The sequence below is a fragment of the Streptomyces sp. NPDC107559 genome (genome assembly GCF_055657365.1).
The window spans coordinates 122,310-135,388 of the sequence record NZ_JBVKBD010000017.1 but is presented as its reverse complement, the minus strand read 5'-3'; the positions used below and the strand labels follow the sequence as shown (position 1 = coordinate 135,388).

General features: G+C 69.6%; 13 protein-coding genes. 8 read left to right on the top strand and 5 right to left on the bottom strand.

Translation table 11 applies throughout. The features are described 5' to 3' along the window. Window positions 1-105 precede the first annotated feature (105 nt). The 6 genes from ACZ7OY_RS35305 (at window position 106) to ACZ7OY_RS35280 (ending at window position 6,196) form a co-directional block, all read left to right on the top strand. Window positions 106-612 (top strand): flavin reductase family protein, encoded by a 507-nt coding sequence (locus ACZ7OY_RS35305; RefSeq protein ID WP_472249630.1) that lies wholly within the window; start codon window positions 106-108, stop codon window positions 610-612. A 142-nt stretch (window positions 613-754) separates the two neighbouring features. Further along, window positions 755-1,819, top strand: a complete 1,065-nt coding sequence (gene hppD / locus ACZ7OY_RS35300) for a 4-hydroxyphenylpyruvate dioxygenase (RefSeq protein WP_472249629.1) — start codon at window positions 755-757, stop codon at window positions 1,817-1,819. 52 nt (window positions 1,820-1,871) lie between these two features. Then, complete coding sequence (locus ACZ7OY_RS35295) at window positions 1,872-2,789, top strand: phytanoyl-CoA dioxygenase family protein (RefSeq protein ID WP_472249628.1); 918 nt, start codon at window positions 1,872-1,874, stop codon at window positions 2,787-2,789. After that, entirely contained in the window at window positions 2,789-3,697 is a 909-nt protein-coding gene (locus tag ACZ7OY_RS35290) for a prephenate dehydrogenase (RefSeq protein ID WP_472249627.1), read from the top strand. The genes ACZ7OY_RS35295 and ACZ7OY_RS35290 overlap by 1 nt, the downstream gene beginning before the upstream one ends. Window positions 3,698-3,700: 3 nt before the next feature. Further along, window positions 3,701-5,035, top strand: a complete 1,335-nt coding sequence (locus tag ACZ7OY_RS35285; RefSeq protein WP_472249626.1) for an aminotransferase-like domain-containing protein — start codon at window positions 3,701-3,703, stop codon at window positions 5,033-5,035. 63 nt (window positions 5,036-5,098) lie between these two features. After that, a complete protein-coding gene (locus tag ACZ7OY_RS35280) occupies window positions 5,099-6,196 on the top strand; it encodes an alpha-hydroxy acid oxidase (RefSeq protein ID WP_472249625.1) in 1,098 nt (365 codons plus the stop codon). 268 nt (window positions 6,197-6,464) lie between these two features. Here the strand turns inward: ACZ7OY_RS35280 and ACZ7OY_RS35275 are convergent, their stop codons facing one another. From ACZ7OY_RS35275 to ACZ7OY_RS35260, 4 genes are all read right to left on the bottom strand, one after another. Then, window positions 6,465-7,163, bottom strand: a complete 699-nt coding sequence (locus tag ACZ7OY_RS35275) for an SDR family oxidoreductase (RefSeq protein WP_472249624.1) — start codon at window positions 7,161-7,163, stop codon at window positions 6,465-6,467. 378 nt (window positions 7,164-7,541) lie between these two features. Then, window positions 7,542-8,516 carry an AI-2E family transporter gene (locus ACZ7OY_RS35270; RefSeq protein ID WP_472249623.1) on the bottom strand — a complete coding sequence of 325 codons (975 nt, stop codon included), beginning with the start codon at window positions 8,514-8,516 and terminating at the stop codon, window positions 7,542-7,544. 622 nt (window positions 8,517-9,138) lie between these two features. Next, window positions 9,139-9,462 (bottom strand): plasmid stabilization protein, encoded by a 324-nt coding sequence (locus tag ACZ7OY_RS35265; protein ID WP_472249622.1) that lies wholly within the window; start codon window positions 9,460-9,462, stop codon window positions 9,139-9,141. 599 nt (window positions 9,463-10,061) lie between these two features. After that, window positions 10,062-10,433, bottom strand: a complete 372-nt coding sequence (locus ACZ7OY_RS35260; RefSeq protein ID WP_472249621.1) for a low affinity iron permease family protein — start codon at window positions 10,431-10,433, stop codon at window positions 10,062-10,064. 242 nt (window positions 10,434-10,675) lie between these two features. Here ACZ7OY_RS35260 and ACZ7OY_RS35255 point away from each other — a divergent pair, with 242 nt between their 5' ends. Next, window positions 10,676-11,521, top strand: coding sequence for a hypothetical protein (locus ACZ7OY_RS35255; RefSeq protein WP_472249620.1), 846 nt, complete (start codon window positions 10,676-10,678; stop codon window positions 11,519-11,521). Window positions 11,522-11,865: 344 nt separating this feature from the next. Here ACZ7OY_RS35255 and ACZ7OY_RS35250 read toward each other — a convergent pair whose 3' ends face one another. Continuing rightward, window positions 11,866-12,429, bottom strand: coding sequence for a GNAT family N-acetyltransferase (locus ACZ7OY_RS35250; protein WP_472249619.1), 564 nt, complete (start codon window positions 12,427-12,429; stop codon window positions 11,866-11,868). Between the two features lie 258 nt (window positions 12,430-12,687). Between ACZ7OY_RS35250 and ACZ7OY_RS35245 the strand changes: the two genes are divergently transcribed. After that, window positions 12,688-13,020 (top strand): trypco2 family protein, encoded by a 333-nt coding sequence (locus ACZ7OY_RS35245; RefSeq protein WP_472249618.1) that lies wholly within the window; start codon window positions 12,688-12,690, stop codon window positions 13,018-13,020. Window positions 13,021-13,079 lie beyond the last annotated feature (59 nt).

Below are 13,079 nucleotides of genomic sequence, written 5' to 3'. Positions count from 1 at the left end.
ACCGGGCCGTCGGTTGATTCGGGCTGCCCGAAGACTCCTGCATCTGCCCACAGCCCTTTCGGCCTGCCCGAAAACAGCGCACGTGTTGCTCCGCGGAGGATCGTGATGGATATCGGTTCTGTACGCTTCAGCCAACTCTTCGGCTCATTTCCGACCCCGATCGCCATCGTGACGGCGACGGACGGAAACGGCCAGCCGTTCGGTTTCACCAGCAATGCCGTCTGCGCGGTGTCGGCGGCCTCGTCGACACTGCTGGTCTCCGTCGGCAAGGAGTCCCGTACCCTGCCGGCGATCGTGAAGTCGCAGGCGTTCGCGGTGAATTTCCTCTCCTCGTCCGGACGCGACGCCTCCCGGGTGTTCGCGAGCAAGGCAACGGACAAGTTCACACATGTCGAATGGCGCCCCTCGGCTCTCGCCGAAGGCGCGCCACTGCTCACCGAAATTGCTCTCGGGTTTGCGGAATGCAGGGTTGAGAAAGTCATCGAGGTGAGCGACCATCGGCTTGTGATCGGCCGGGTCGAAGGCTTCGAAGTCTTCGCCCGTGAGCCACTTCTCTACCGTCGGGGCGACTACGGTGTCTGGTCGCCGCTGAACGAGTTCTCCACTCTCTAGGACGAGTCGCGTGCCGGCCTGAACCATGGACCGGCAGGCGCCGCGGGACGGAATCCGAAGATTCACCCGCCCGTCACTTCCAGCAGGCATCTCGCAACTTTTCAACTCTCTCCTTTCCGGTGTGGGAACAGAAGGGTTTGTCATGGATATCGGGGCCGTAGACCACGTCGAGTTCTATGTCGGAGACACCCAGCAGTCCGCGTTCTACCTCTGCACCGCTTTCGGATTCCGTATTTGCGGCGAGGCCGGTCCCGAGACCGGACAGGCCGACCACCGCTCGCTGCTCCTGCGTCAGGGCGGCATCGACGTGGTGCTCACGTCCGCGCTCACTCCCTCTCACCCGGCCGCGTCCTATGTGATGCAGCACGGCGACGGTGTCGCCAACATCGCCTTCGAGGTCGGCGACGCCGTCGAGGCCTTCGAGACGGCCGTCGAGCGCGGCGCGGTCGCCGTGGAGCAGCCCACCGTCCACAGCAAGGACGGCACCGAGGTGGTCACCGCCGCGGTCCTGGGCTTCGGCGACGTGGCCCACCGGTTCGTCCAACGCAGCGGCGACCGCGCGCAGTTCATGCCCGGCGTGATGGACATGATCGCCACCGACCCCGAGGCGGGCAAGGAGCTGCTGAACACCGTGGACCACGCGGCGATCTGCCTGCCCGCCGGGCAGCTGCGTCCCACGGTCGCGTTCTACGAGAGCGTGTTCGGCTTCTCGCAGATCTTCGAGGAGTTCATCGAGGTCGGCTCCCAGGCCATGGACTCCAAGGTGGTCCAGAGCCCGTCCGGGAAGGTGACCTTCACCCTGATCGAGCCGGTCACCGACCGTGAGCCCGGTCAGATCGACACCTTCCTGGCCCGCCACGGCGGCGCCGGAGTGCAGCACCTGGCGCTGCTCTGCGACGACATCGTGGGCACCGTACAGACCCTGGAGAAGCAGGGCGTCGCCTTCCTGCAGACGCCGGGCTCGTACTACGACCAGCTCCAGGAGCGTTTCGAACGCTCCAGCCTCGATGTCGAGGACCTGCGCCGGACCAACGTGCTGATCGACGAGGACCACTGGGGCCAGGTGTTCCAGATCTTCACGCAGTCCCAGCACGTACGCAGGACGTTCTTCTGGGAGGTCATCGACCGGCACGGTGCCCGCACCTTCGGCAGCGGCAACATCAAGGCGCTCTACGAGGCGGTCGCCCGCGAGAAGGCCCTCCTCTGACCCCGCGCGCCGTGCCTCCCCTCCACCGAACCACCCACCTGTGAGGAAGACCATGACCATCCAGGACACCCAGAGCTTCGCCCTCACCGCCGAGGAGCGCGCCCTGCTGCCGACCGACGAGGACGTCGCGTTCTACGCCGAGCACGGCTGGTATCTGTCGAAGAAGCTGTTCACCGACGAGGAGGTCGAGCTGCTGGAGTCCGCCAGCGAGCGCTTCTACGCCGGCCACCGCGACCGAACCCTGCCGACCCGCCCGCCCAAGCTGGCCTACTGGGAGCCGGACAAGGGCGACGTGCAGCGGCACAACGACTACATCCACTACGAGGACGACACCATCGGCCGCATCCTGCGCAAGCCGCTGCTGGGTGCCGTCGCCGCGCGTCTGGCCCAGGCCGAGCAGATCCGGGTGTTCCAGTCGACGCTCATCTACAAGCCCCCGGTGGCGCAGGAGCAGTCCAACATCGTGCCGTGGCACTTCGACCGCCACTACTGGTCGACCTCCACCTCCGAGCGGATGCTGACGGCGTTCATCCCCTTCCACGACTGCGGCGAGGAGATGGGCACCATCACCATGGTCGACGGCAGCCACCTGTGGAAGGAGACGGCCGACAACGACACCACCTCATTGCACTTCGCCGAGCGCGACCGCTCCGAGCTGGACGAGATGCTCGCGGAGAACGCGGCCTTCAACGGGGTCGAGGTCACCAAGATCCCGGTCTTCATCCCCAAGGGCCACGTCAACTTCCACCACTGCCGCACCTACCACGGCAGCGGGGCCAACGTCAGCGACCGCCCGCGCCGCGCGATCTCCTTCCACCTCCAGGACGGCGAGAACCGCTACCGCGAGTTCCTGCGCTCCGACGGCACCCGGGTGAGCTACAACCACGACGTGCTCGTGCGCCGCACCGCCGAGGGCACACCCGACTACAGCGACCCCGAGTTCCTGCCACTGCTGTGGAGCGATCACTGATGCGCAGTGCCGCAGTGGTCGGGACCGGCCTGATCGGTACCTCGATCGCCCTGGCCCTTCGGGGCCGGGGCGTGACCATCCATCTGATCGACGCGGACCCGGAGACTGCGCGCGCCGCCGCGGACCTCGGAGCCGGCGTCACGGGCACCCCGCGCGAACCGGTCGACCTGGCCGTCATCGCTGTACCGCCGCGGCACGTCGCGGCGGCGCTCAGACAGCATCAACGAGACGGTCTCGCACATGACTTCACGGACGTGGCGAGCATCAAGGAACTGCCGCAGCGCGAGGCGGCGCAGGCCGGCTGCGACCTGACCCGCTACGTCGGCGGGCACCCCATGGGCGGCCGGGAGCAGTCCGGCCCGCTGGCCTCCCGCGGCGATCTGTTCCACGGCCGGCCCTGGGTGCTCACGCCGTCCGCGCACACCCGGACACGGACCGTCGAACGCGCCCGCGAGCTGGCCGAGTTGTGCGGGGCACGGCCGGTGGTGATGGCCCACGCCGAACACGACCGCGCGGTCGCGCTCACCTCGCACGTCCCGCACCTGGTGTCGAGCCTGCTCGCGGGGCGGCTGCTGCACGGCGACCCGTCCCAGCTGGCGCTCGCCGGTCAGGGCCTGCAGGACATCACCCGGCTCGCGGCGGGCAACGCCGACCTGTGGACCGACATCCTCAGCTCCAACGCGGTGGCCGTCGCCGACATCCTCGTGGGCTTCTCCGAGGACCTGGACCGGGTGGCCGACGCCCTGCGCAAGCTGAGCGCCGCCGACGGCCCGGAACAGCGGCGTGCCCACACCGACCGGCTCACCACCGCCCTGGTCCGCGGCGTGCAGGGCCGTGCCCGGATTCCCTTACGCACCACTGCCCCCGCCCTGAGCAGGGCCCCCGTGGCCGTGCCGAGAGGAGTCTGAGCGGTGACCGAGACCGCCCCGTCGCATCAGCACGCCATGGCACGCGAGCGCCTGCACGGGTCGCTCGACGACCCTGTCCTCGACGCCATGAACTTCCTCAACGAAGTCGTGAGCCGCTTCCCGCAGGCCATCTCGTTCGCGCCCGGCAGACCCACGGAGGGCGACTTCGAGCCGGAGCACCTCGCCCGCCACCTGCGCACCTACACCAACTATCTGGAACACACCCTGGGCCTCTCGCGCGAGCGGGTGCGTACCCAGCTGTTCCAGTACGGCCGCACCAACGGCCTCATCCACGAGCTGATCGCCCGTACCGTCGCCAACGACGAGGGCATCGAGGTCCCCCCGGAAGCGGTCGTGGTGACGACCGGCTGTCAGGAGGCCATGCTGCTGATCCTGCGGGCGCTGTTCGCCGGCCCCGAGGACACTCTGCTCGTCAGCTCACCGTGCTACGTGGGCATCACCGGCGTGGCCCGCCTGCTGAACATCCGGGTGCGGCCCGTGCCCGAGGGCCCCGCGGGGCCCGACCCGGAGGCCGTACGGGCGGCAGCGCGCGCCGCCAGGGCGGCCGGCGAGCGCCCCCGTGCCTTCTACGTGGTCCCCGACTTCGCCAACCCGACCGGCACCAGAATGAGCCTGCCGGACCGCGAGCGCCTGCTGGGGGTCGCGGAGGAGGAGGACCTGCTGGTCCTGGAGGACGATCCGTACGGCTTCTTCGTCCGCACCGGGTCCGCGCGCCCCACGCTCAAGGCCCTCGACACGGGCCGCCGCGTGGTGCACCTGGGCTCCTTCGCCAAGACGGCACTGCCCGGTGCCCGGGTCGGATACGTCCTCGCCGACCAGGAGATCATCGGCCCGGACGGCCGACGCACGCTGCTCGCCGACGAACTGTCCAAGATCAAGAGCATGACCACCGTCAACACCTCGACCGTCGCTCAGGCCGTGATCGGCGGACTGCTCGTCGAGAACGGCTGCCGGCTGCGCGAGGCGAACGCGGGGACGATCGCCTACTACCGCACCAACATGAACACCCTCCTGGACGAGCTCGAGCGGCACTTCCCCGCCGCGCGCAGGGCCGAGCTGGGCATCTCCTGGAATCGGCCGGACGGCGGCTTCTTCGCCGTCGTCACCGTTCCCTTCGAGGCCGACCACAAGGCGCTCGAGGTGTCGGCGCGTCACTACGGCGTGCTGTGGACCCCGATGAGCGACTTCCACCTCGACGGCGGCGGCACCCGCCAACTGCGGCTGTCGTGCAGCGCGCAGAGCCCGGAGGTCATCACCGAGGGCATCGCCCGGCTTGCCGCCTTCCTCACCGCGCAGGCCACCGGCACGACGGTCTGACAGCCCGTCCGCGCACACCCGTTGTGAACACTGTTGCGAAACCGTACGGCGATCGGAGAGACCGTGGTGCTGACGCTGGACGCCTACGAGACGGCGGCCAAGGAACGCCTGCCGGGTCCGGTGTGGGACTTCTTCGCGGGCGGAAGCGGTACCGAGTCGATGCTGTCGGAGGGGCGCGCGGCCCTGGACCGCATCCGGCTCAGGCCGCGCTGTCTCGTGGACGTCTCCCACTGCGACCCGCGCACCGAGCTGCTCGGCGCGGGGCTTGCGGCCCCCCTGGGCATCGCCCCCATGGCGTACCACCAACTCGCCCACCCCGAGGGCGAGGTGGCGACGGCACGGGCCGCGGGCGAGACCGGGGCCCTGTTCACGGTCAGCATGTTCGCCAGTCGGACCCTCGAGGACATCGCCGCCGCGGCCACCGGACCGCTGTGGCTCCAGCTGTACTGGCTCAAGCGCCGCGACCTCCTCGCGGACCTGGTCCGCCGGGCCGAGGCCACGGGGTTCCGCGCACTCGTGCTCACCGTGGACGCGCCCCGGGTGGCCTTCCGCCCTCGTGACGCCGCCAACGGGTTCGCGGTGCCACCGGGCATCCGGGCGGTCAACGTGGCGCACGACGTGATGGCCGCCTCGCACGGCGGCAAGGACGGCGAATCGGCCATTGCCCGGCACTCCAGGGAGCAGTTCGACGCCTCCATCACCTGGGAGGACCTCGCCTGGCTCCGGGGGATCACCTCCTTGCCCCTGGTCCTGAAGGGCATATTGACCGGCGAGGACGCCGAACTTGCCGTGAAGCACGGGGTGTCGGGGCTCGTCGTCTCCAACCACGGAGGCCGGCAGCTGGACTTCTCCCGTGGCGCGCCCGATGCCCTGGCCGAGGTCGTGGACGCGGCCGCGGGACGGTGCGCGGTCGTCCTCGACGGCGGGGTCCGCCACGGTGCCGACATCGCCAAGGCACTGTGCCTCGGTGCGGACGCGGTGATGGTCGGCCGCCCGGCGCTGTGGGGGCTCGCCCACTCGGGCGCGGCGGGGGTCGCGGACGTACTGCGTCTGCTCATGGGCGAGTTCGAGGAGGTCATGGCGCTGATGGGGGCACCCACGGTGGCGGACTTCGAGCGGACGGGGGTGGTCGTCCCCGGGTGTGCCCACGTACACGGCTAGCGGGTGCGGCGGCCGGGGGCGTACGAGCACCCGCGTACGCGCTTGGGGCGGCGGCCTGTTGACCGCCGCCCTTCACGCGACACACGCGTGAGCGCGATACGTACGCGTGCGGGCGTGGGCACCGTGCACGCGCGGGTGGTTGTGGGCGCCGTACCCGCGCGTAGGCGTATAGGCGCCGTAGCCGCGCGTAGGCGTGTAGGCGTGTAGGCGCCGTAGCCGCGCGGGTGGCGGGCGCGCCGTGGGCGAGCGTGTGCGGGCGCCGTGCGCGTCAGCCGGTCTGACCGGTCGGCCGCAGGGTGATGTGGTTGATGTCCACGCCCGCGGGCTGGTTGACGGTGAAGGCGATGATGTCGGCGATCTGCTCCGGGGTCATCGAGGGCGCCGCCTCGGGGGTGCCGCCGCGCTTGTCCCAGAACGGCGTGTCCACCACACCCGGCGCGACGACGGTCACGCCGACGCCGTCCTTGCCGACGAGCAGCCGGGTGTTCTCGGCGAGCGCGTGGGCGGCCCACTTGGTGACGGAGTACAGGTTGCCGGGGGTGTTGCGGACCCCCGCGACCGAACCGATGATCACGATCCGTCCCTTGGACTCCCGCAGGTGCGTCAGGGTCTCGCGGACCAGCAGCGCCGGGCCGAGGACGTTGGTGAGCACCATGGCACGCATGTTGTCGGGCGTGTGGCTCTCAAGGTTGCCCGGCAGCGAGAATCCGGCGTTGGCGACGACGTTGTCCAGTCGGCCCCACGTGCTGGTCACCTGGCGCACCGCGGCGGCGACGTCGTGCTCGTCACTGGCGTCACCGGTGATCGTCAGCAGCCGCTCGCCCGCCGAGGCGGAGACGGCGAAGGCGGCCAGCTTGTCCGCGTCACGTCCGGTGACGGCCACCCGGTGGCCCTGCTTGAGCAGGGCGAGGGCGGTGGCTGCGCCGATTCCGGTCGAGCCACCGGTGATCAGCGTGACGGGTTCCACGGGACGGCCTCCTCGGCAACGGTAACGACTCGGGCGGCGCTCGCGCGGTGAGCGCGGACACCGCCCGTAGCTGTCGACGGCGAGGAAAGCGAAAGAACTTGTTTCATAAGGTAGTTGAGAAGGAAACCCGTTCACGGCCTCGCCGTCGGCAACGCTAGCACTCGGCCCGGAATCAAGTCACGGAGGCTTTCGCGGGTGATGACCTGGGCACGGCCGGGACCGACGGTGTATCACTTCTCGCCCCGCCGGGCGATCGTGCCCATCCCGCGGTCGGTCGTTACTCGATCGCCGTGTGCGGGCAGGCGGGCACGCGTTACCCCACCCGGTGCAGACGTATTCCCTGCGTCGGGCCGGGCAGCGCCGTCCGTGGGCATTGCGTCATGTCCGTTCTCTCTTGGGAAAGACGTACTCGTCGAGCGCCAGGCCTACGGCAGCGGCCGCCGGGATGGCGACAAGGGCGCCGATGATGCCCAGGAGCGCGCCGCCGACCAGCACGGCGAGGATGGTGACCAGCGGGTGGATATCGACGGCGAACTGCATGGCCCTCGGCACGATGAGATAGTCCTCGGCGACCCGGAAGACGATGTAGAAGACGGCTGTCGCGATCGCTATGGGAAGGGACACGGACAGCGCGACGAGGCTGACGACGATGCCGGCGAGGGTGGAGCCGACGATCGGAATCAGGTCCATCAGGGCGGTGAAGATGCCCAGGGCGGCGGGATACGGGACACCGAGGGCCGCGCACCAGCCGAAGGTCGCCACTCCGGCGATGCCCGAGGTGACGAGGTTGCCGAGCATGAACTTGCCTGTCCGGTTCATGATCTCTTCGGTCACGCCCTCGACACGCTCGCGGCGGCTGGCCGCCACGAAGCGGAAGCAGAACTGTTTGACGGCCGGCAGTGCCGCCATGCAGTAGACGGTCACCGTGATCACGATCGCCGCGGAGGTGAGAGCGCTGAGGACCATGTGGCCTGCACCCAGGACTCCGCCGGCCAAGCCGGTCGCTCCGCTGTCCGAGTCGATCTCGTGCCTGGCCTTCTCGACCAGGTGATAGCGGTCCTCCAGGCGCCCGATCGCCGACTGGTGGTCGTGAAGCTGTTGCAACCAGCCCGGTACGGCGTCGACCAGTGCAGAGATCTCCCTCGTCACCGGCGGGATGACCAGCGCCAGGAAACCGCCGAGCACCACGATGAAGCCCGTCAGCACGATCGCGACGGCCCAGCCGCGCCGCAGACCCCGGCGCGTGAACCACACGACGAGCGGTTCCAAACTGATCGCGATGAACACGGCCAGTAGCAGCAAGGTCAGCACCGAACTCACCCGCAGGACCGTCTGGACCGCCAGCCACGCCAAGCTCGCTCCCAGGCCCAGAGCGAAGCCTACGGTCACCCACGACCGCCCACTCCGCCCGCGGGGATCCCGGCGCGAAGACTGAGGGAACTGGGACCAGAACGCCGGTGCACCACCCGCGGAGCCTGTCTCTGGGGCGTGCTCGCCCGTCCCCTCCACGGCGCCGTGCTCCTCACGAGCGGCCCCGGGCCCGGACTGCGCAGACATCGCGACGTCCCTCCTCGGCTGACTCGGACGGGCGTCGGTGTCACCGGGCATCGTCCGAGACGGGTTGGTGACGGTGCTCGCCGAGTACCCAGACACTGCGCCGGAACCGCGGTCGGCGGCTGAGCCCACGTGCCCGGGCCGGCGCTCGGTCGGCCGGGCGCCTCAGGTGTTCGGCCGCCCACTCGCGGCAGACGGCCGCACCGGATGAAAACAGTGATGCGATCATGCCGACCGCGACGCAACGGGCCAGGGCCGAAGCCCTGCTCACCCGCCCACGGGCAGACCTACGCGCACGAAACGGCAGGTCCAGCCATGTGTTCCAGTCCGCCGACTCCGCAGGACGCAGTTGCCCGGGCTCCGGCGGGGCGGGCTGCCGTCGGTGCGGCAGTGCAGGCACAGCGCCCGCCCTCGTGGACTCCTATCGGCCGAGGGCCTTTTCGAGCTCCTCCTTGTTCATCTTCGAACGGCCTTGCACATTGCGCTGCTTGGCCTCGTTGTACAGCTGCTCCTTCGTCGGGCCTTCGGAGCCGCTGTGCGAGCGCTGCCCGCCGCGCCGGGAGGAAGACATGTCCTCGATCGAGCTGCGGCTGGCCGTCTCCGACTCTCCGTGCCGGGCCCGTTCCTTGTTCACCGTGCGGGCGGCGATCTCCTCGGCACGCTTCTCGCTCTCGCCGCGATCCAGCGCGCTGTCCTTGATGTGCTCGTACTGCCGCTCCCGCTTCGGGCTGGATCCACGGGGCATGGTCATACCCTTCTGTGCCGGACGAACATGGTGGCCGAGGTCCGCATGACGTGCCCGGGGCGAGCCCGTCGGCGTCGTGCACGGCTTCTCGTAGATCGTCCACGACCTTGTTCCTGATCGCCCGCCGGTGCTCCGAGCCGAAGCGCTCACGGAGGTGGCGGCGCCGGATCCGCACGGACGTGGCGATCTGCAGCGTCCGGGTTCCCCGCTGCTCCCTTTTGACCCGTCCTCCGAATTCGACCTCCGACCTCCGAGCGCTGCCGGTCTCCCTCGCATCCGGCGGGACGAGGTGCGGCACCGGCCGGACCTCGGTGCGGCAGAAGCCGAGACACTGCTGCCGGTCCCCGCCGACCTGCTCGGCCGTCCGCGCCTGTTCGACGGGGTCGGCCGGGGTCTGGTCTTCGCACGACACGAAGGATCCGAGGCCCGTCATGGCACCTCCCGAACCGCGTGTGTGACTGTGGACCGCTGCCGAGTACCCAGTGCGCTGCGCCGCCTGCACGTCGGACGCCCTGGCGACTGGCCGGCCCAGCTCGCTGCCGGCACCGCTGTGCTGTACGTCGCGATCAGCGTCCGGGCCTGGACCACCGAGCTGCGCCTCACAGACGCTCTTCCATGCCGACGGCCGCCTTCAGGTCCTCGTGCGCCTGCCCACGCCGGCCTTCCTGCTGTTCCAGCATCGCCCGGGCGATGGCGTCGAGCTTGCGCTGGATGGCGTGCTCGGCCCGCCGCTCGGCGTTCTTCAGCATCGCCAGCAGCAACAGCGTCACCGCCCCCATCGAGTCGCCGACCAACAGCTGCCACTCCGTCGGCAGCCCGGCCACGTGCACCGCGACGAACGCGACCACCAGGCACAGGCAGAGAATCGCGAACAACGGCGAGCTGGTGAAGTTCGAAGCCAGCTCGGCGAGTTCCTCGAACCGCCCACGTCGGCCGTCCTCACGCTTGCGCGCCGGATGTTCGAACGTCATGACCTCACACCTCTCCGTCCAGGGCCGCACCGACGGCACACCTCCACTGTCCGGCCAGAACCGTTGCCGAGCCCGTAGCCAGCTCTCGGCATTCCGGTCATTTCCGCCCGGAGGGTCCGTCTCATCACCGGAGCGTCAGGGGCTCGGCTTGCGTACGCTCGTTTCGCGTCGCAGCAGCCACTGATGTCGGTCCGATCGGGCAGGATCGGCTCCGATCGGACTCGGCAGTGGGGTGGTGTGACATGGGCGAGTGGCGGACCGATCCGACGTTCGCGATGTGCCGGGCGTTGACGGACGGGGCGGACCTGGCCGCGTTCGTGGGCGGGCCGTTCGACGTGCGGGCGGTGGTGGCCGCCATCCGGCCCGAGACCAAGGCCGGATTCCTACTCGACGAAGTCCCCTGGGAGCACTTCCCTCGGGGGGACCGGGTCAGGGAGGCCGTTCACCTGCTGCACACCGGCAACTCGCCCGTTCGCACCGGAGCGGGCGTGGTGGACGGCATGAGCGCCAACGACATGCGGGCCGCCGCCGTGCTCGCCGTACCGTTCCTGATCCGGATCGCCGCCGACACCCGACATCCCCACCGTGCCGACGCGCTCGCCGAAGTCTCCGCCCCGGCCCGCGCCCGCCATTTCGGCGTGGCCTCCCGCGACGGACTGCTGCTCCATCGCACCGGCACCCAGCAGGACGGTCTCTGCGACGACTACGGTGTCGAGGTCACCGGTTACCCGGCGGGCTGGTCGGTCGCCGCCGCCCGGGCCGCGATCACCGCCGACACCGCAGTCCTGCGGCCCCTTCTCGACGACCTCGACCCGGCGATCCGCATCCACGCCGCCTACGCCCTGGCCACCGCCACCGACCCCCATCGGACCATCCGCGGCGCTTTCCGCACCCGGCTCGCTCGAGCGGGACCCGATGGTCCGCGCCGCTCTCGTCCTCGCCACCGCCGAAGCCACCCGCGCCCACCCCCACTCGCCGACCACCGCATGGACGCGACAGCAGTGGCGGGACCGGTCACAGGCGCCCGAGGTCCGGCTGGCCGCTGCGATCGGCTGGCTGTGCCTCACCGACGAACCCGCGCCCGATGACCTGGACGCCGTCGTCGACGACCTCGCCACCGACGGCCGGGCCCTCGCCATGGAAACGCTGCCCTGGATGGCCGCCGCCGGAGGGTCCGGCGAGACGGGACTGCGGCGCTGCGTCCGAGAAATGCTCCATCCGCAACAGCCCGATCCGGCGGAGAACGACGACCCATGGGCCCTGCACCGCTGACGGCAATCGCCCGGCCTTGGTGGTCAACGCTCATTCCTTCGCGGGTTGACCCCAGAACAGGATGTGTGCCACGGGCCTCGGGTTCAACCTGGTACAACTCCTGTCGTGCATCTACCGGTTCCGGTCGGTGTGGATGCACAACGGCCGTTCACAACCGTTGCTACTGCTGCTCCCACTGCTCCTTGGTGATCTCGTACCGGACGCCTCCATGCTCGGAGCCCTCGACCATCTCCATGTCCGAGGGAATAGGGATGGTGTCCACGAGCCTCATTTCGAGCTTCTCCATGATGTTCCGCGAACCGTGGTTCACGGACATCGTCTCAGCCCAGACCGTGCGCACACCGAGCTCTGCGAACGCCTTGCCGAGCAGGGCCCGCGAGCCCTCGGTGGCATAACCCTTGCCCCAAGCCGCCTGCCGCAGCCTGTAGCCGAGTTCGACTGCGTCCAGCGGGCCGTCCGGCTCGGGACGCAGGATGAACCAGCCGATGAACGCGCCGCCGTCCTTCTCCTGCGCGGCGAACAATCCGAGGTCGCCGCCCCACTTCTCGTAGCCGGCGAGAATGTTCGGCAGGTAGCGATCGCGGACGAGCTCCGGCGCGGTCGGACTGCCGCCGGTCAGGTAGCGCATCACCGCCGGGTCGCTGTCCAGCTCGATCAGCAGCTCCGCGTCATCGGCCGTGAAGCGGCGCAGGGCCAGGCGCTCGGTCTCCAGGTAGGTGTCCACGAGTCGATCATGCCTGAGGCGAGTCGGACAGCCCAACGGCTTTCCCGGCAACTCGGGAGCGTCCCTGGATACCGCACGGACTGCGAAACCGGGATCCGGCCCGAACCCTCGGCCAGCCGAAGGCCGTTGAGGCGTTTCCCTTTGCTTCCCTCCGCTCTCCGACGCAGTGAGGTTGAAGGATGGGCTGCGAGTGGCGTGATGACGGTTCTACGGTGTTGGCACCGTAAGGGCATGTTGTCGTGTGAGGGGTGGGTGTCCATGGATATTCCTTTGGTGGCTGCGGTGGCCGCGGTGCGCGATGAGTTGATCTCTGCGGCGGCTGTGGGCGGGAGTCATCCGGATGTGGTGTTCGCGGTGGGCCCGGTGGAGATGGAGTTCGAGGTCGAGATCCGCGCGGACGCGAGCGTGAAGGCGGGATTCCGCTTGTGGGCGGTCGGGGCCGAGGCCAAGGCCGGTGTCTCACACGGTCGTACGCACCGGGTGAAGTTCACGCTGACCCCGCAGGGGGTAAACGGTGGTGACCTGCTGGTCAGCGGCAGCTCCGACCGGACCGCGGGCCCCGGGGACGCCTCGGAACGCATCGAGGACTGACCCGCGAGGAGTCGGGGCGGTCCTGTGGATCGCGGTTCTGGGTCGGTGACGGGTCAACG

Coding starts and splice junctions, on each gene's coding strand:
- ACZ7OY_RS35265 (WP_472249622.1), bottom strand. CDS start 9,462: ATGCCCCGTGGATCCAGCCCGAAGCGGGAGCGGCAGTACGAGCACATC.
- ACZ7OY_RS35305 (WP_472249630.1), top strand. CDS start 106: ATGGATATCGGTTCTGTACGCTTCAGCCAACTCTTCGGCTCATTTCCG.
- ACZ7OY_RS35295 (WP_472249628.1), top strand. CDS start 1,872: ATGACCATCCAGGACACCCAGAGCTTCGCCCTCACCGCCGAGGAGCGC.
- hppD (WP_472249629.1), top strand. CDS start 755: ATGGATATCGGGGCCGTAGACCACGTCGAGTTCTATGTCGGAGACACC.
- ACZ7OY_RS35290 (WP_472249627.1), top strand. CDS start 2,789: ATGCGCAGTGCCGCAGTGGTCGGGACCGGCCTGATCGGTACCTCGATC.
- ACZ7OY_RS35245 (WP_472249618.1), top strand. CDS start 12,688: ATGGATATTCCTTTGGTGGCTGCGGTGGCCGCGGTGCGCGATGAGTTG.
- ACZ7OY_RS35255 (WP_472249620.1), top strand. CDS start 10,676: ATGGGCGAGTGGCGGACCGATCCGACGTTCGCGATGTGCCGGGCGTTG.
- ACZ7OY_RS35260 (WP_472249621.1), bottom strand. CDS start 10,433: ATGACGTTCGAACATCCGGCGCGCAAGCGTGAGGACGGCCGACGTGGG.